Source organism: Salinivibrio sp. MA427, from assembly GCF_001996115.1.
GTDB lineage: Bacteria > Pseudomonadota > Gammaproteobacteria > Enterobacterales > Vibrionaceae > Salinivibrio > Salinivibrio costicola.
In genome coordinates, this window is record NZ_MUFH01000421.1 from 1 (window position 1) to 3,275 (window position 3,275).

A 3,275-nucleotide genomic window follows, 5' to 3' on the forward strand; every position below is an offset into this window, starting at 1 on the left:
CTTTACCGTAATATTATGTTAGAGCGTGAACGGCTATCGGACTTTACCCATGTATCTTCTGACTGGCTCTGGGAAACCGATGCCGATCTCAAGCTCACTTTTTGTTCTGAGCCAATGCGACAAGCATTCGGTTTAGGGGCCAATCGCTTTCCCAACCTCAAAGACTTAGTGCATGGCATTGGCTGTCAGCAATTTGTGACTTATCTTAATCATCAACAAGACTTTGCCATGTGTGAAGAAACCATCCCATTCGGAGAGCAAAGCCGTTATTTTGTCTTTCAAGCGATCGCCCATCATGGTGTGAATGGCTTTCGGGGATTTCGTGGTACCGGCATTGATATCACTGAGCTCAAAGCCGCGCAATTTGAACTGGAAGCATTGAACCAAAATCTAGAGTTAACGGTAGATGAGCGAACCAGAGAGCTGCAAGAAAGTATGGAACACCTAACAGCGGCGCAAGAACAGTTAGTCGAGTCAGAGAAACTGGCCGCGTTAGGCAGCTTAGTTGCCGGCGTTGCACATGAAGTTAATACCCCACTAGGGATCGCGGTTACCGCCTCCTCGGTTGTTCAAGACGTCACCAAAACACTCAATCAAGCATTTGAAAACCAAACCCTAACTAGTACGCAGTTTGCTTCTTTAATGAAGCAGGCGAATGAGAGCGTACAAATGCTCGAGCATAACCTGACACGTGCTACGCGTCTTATTCGCGATTTTAAACAAACCGCGGTCGATCAAGTCTCTGAAGCACTCACTGAATTCGATGTCAAACAAACCTTAGATGCATTGATTGCTAGCCTGCACCCAGAAACGCGTAAAGTCCCAGTGAAACCGCAGGTTGTAGGTGATAACAATATACGGATGTACAGTTTACCTGGTGTGATCACTCAAATTATCTCAAACCTTGTCATGAACAGTATCAATCATGCTTTTGAAGATACTCAATCGCCTGAAATCATTATTGAATTTGAAACACAAGACGACCATCTGTACCTCAGTTATCAGGACAACGGATGTGGTATTGATCCCACTCTACATCATCGTATCTTTGAACCTTTTTATACCACTAAACGCGGACGTGGCGGATCAGGCCTAGGGCTGAATCTGGTATTTAATTTGGTTAGGCAAAAGTTAGAAGGCGAGCTTCAATTTGAATCAGAGCCAGGAAAAGGCGCTAAATTTATGTTTTTAATCCCTTTGAGCTTATCGACTCGCAGCTCGCGAAACGTAAGCAAAGACAAGCACTAAGGCGATAAAAAGAGCATGGGAAAGCTGCAAAAATTTGAACAAGGGTTAAGTCATCCACTGTTTAGCATTGTTGGACGGCGTATCATTTTATTGATGGTGCTTCTCAGTGGCGTTTTCACCATCATGACAACGCTCTTGCAACTATCATGGGACTATGAAGAGGCATTCAATAACGTTGATAAACGCCAATATGAAATCAAGAATGTACATGCAGATCTGCTTGCATCCTCACTCTGGGTCTTTGATCTGGTCAGTGCGCAGAACCGCCTCAACGGCCTGGTTAATTTACCCTATATTGATTACNTTGATTACCTATCCGTTGAGTTTGATGAGGTTGTTTTAGATGCCGGTCAACCCAACACACAAAGTACGGTCACGAGCGAAACAGTGCTCACTTACGTGCACCCAGACACCGAGCGTCGTATCGAACTCGGGGTTTTAAAGATTGAATCAGACACACAAAAAATCTATGACGTGTTACTACAACAATTTTTAGTCACGCTGCTTCTTAATGGCGTTAAAACACTGATTGTCTGCGCGTTAATCCTGTGGGTATTTCACCAAAGTGTCAGCCAGCGGGTTTTCGCCATCGCCAAGCATTTACGTCAATTTGATCCTTTAGCACCGACTCATGAGCCGCTAAACCTAAAACATCGCAAGTTTATCATGGAGAAAAATGACGAACTGGACTGGCTCGCTGACGAAACCAATAAAATCACCTTACGGATAAGTAACCTTTATCAAAATATTATCTTAGAGCAACAACGATTAGCTGACTTTACTAACGCTGCGTCAGACTGGCTTTGGGAAACCGACGCGACACAGCGACTCACCTTTTGTTCAGAAGCAATGCAGTCTGCGTTGGCTATTTCCATTGAGTCCCCTACAAAAATAAAAGCGGTTCCAGCACTTATTCATTGCGCGTCGCTGCTAAACAAAATGGATGCCTGTGAAAGCTTCACCATGTGTGAGGAGCAGATCATCCTCGACGGCAATACCCATTATTTTGTTTTCCAGGGCGTCGCGCATTTTAACGGTCAAGGCTTCGTCGGTTTTCGAGGGACAGCAATTGATATTACCGAGCTAAAGCAAACGCAGTTTGAGCTAGAAAAATTGAATCAAACCTTGGAGGCTACCGTTGAAACGCGGACTCAAGATTTAGAACACAGTATGGCCCATCTCAAAGCGGCACAAAATCAGTTGGTCGAATCAGAAAAACTCGCGGCGCTCGGACGTTTAGTCGCCGGTGTCGCCCACGAGGTCAATACACCACTTGGGATCGCCGTCACGGCTAATTCTGTGATTAAAGAAGCGGTAGCAAACTTAAACACCGCGTTCGAGCAGCAAACGCTAACCAGCCAACAATACACAGAATGGATGCAACAAATCACAGACGGCACTGGCATGCTAGAAAATAACCTCAATCGTGCCGCCCGCTTGATTCGAGATTTTAAACAAACCGCAGTCGATCAAGTCTCTGAGAGTCGCAGTCAATTCCGCCCTGTACAAACACTGGATGCGCTCGTAGGGAGCCTGCATCCTGAAACGAAAAAAGTCCCAGTGACACCTGTTGTCGAGGGCGATGCGGAACTACTGATGAATAGCTTGCCGGGCGTATTAACACAAGTCATTTCAAACTTAGTGATGAATAGCGTTCGTCATGCCTTTGAAGGGGTAAACAATCCGAATATCCACATCAAAGTGATAGACCATAACGACGAGGTTGGCATCGTATATACTGACAATGGTGTGGGGGTGCCTCCCGACTTACATCAACGCATTTTTGAGCCCTTTTATACGAGCAAGCGCGGCAAAGGAGGGTCAGGATTGGGGCTGAACCTTGTTTTTAATTTGGTATATCAAAAGCTGCAAGGCCAGCTCAAATTTGACTCTGACGTTAACCAAGGCGTGGCGGTCACATTAACGTTACCCAAGTTTCTTCAAGCATCTCCCCATTTGGAAGACACAGAGACAAAAAATGGCGGGGCTTTAAACGAGTAAAGAGCCAGCATGGCTGGCTCTTGGTG

2 protein-coding genes are annotated in these 3,275 nt (G+C 45.5%); both read left to right on the top strand.

The window, feature by feature from the left end:
• Window positions 1-1,248, top strand: a 1,248-nt coding sequence (locus BZG79_RS15210; RefSeq protein WP_199878020.1) for a HAMP domain-containing sensor histidine kinase, incomplete at its 5' end; no start/stop codon positions are given.
• Window positions 1,249-1,263: 15 nt separating this feature from the next.
• Window positions 1,264-3,249 carry an ATP-binding protein gene (locus BZG79_RS15215; RefSeq protein WP_077774827.1) on the top strand — a complete coding sequence of 662 codons (1,986 nt, stop codon included), beginning with the start codon at window positions 1,264-1,266 and terminating at the stop codon, window positions 3,247-3,249.
• Window positions 3,250-3,275 lie beyond the last annotated feature (26 nt).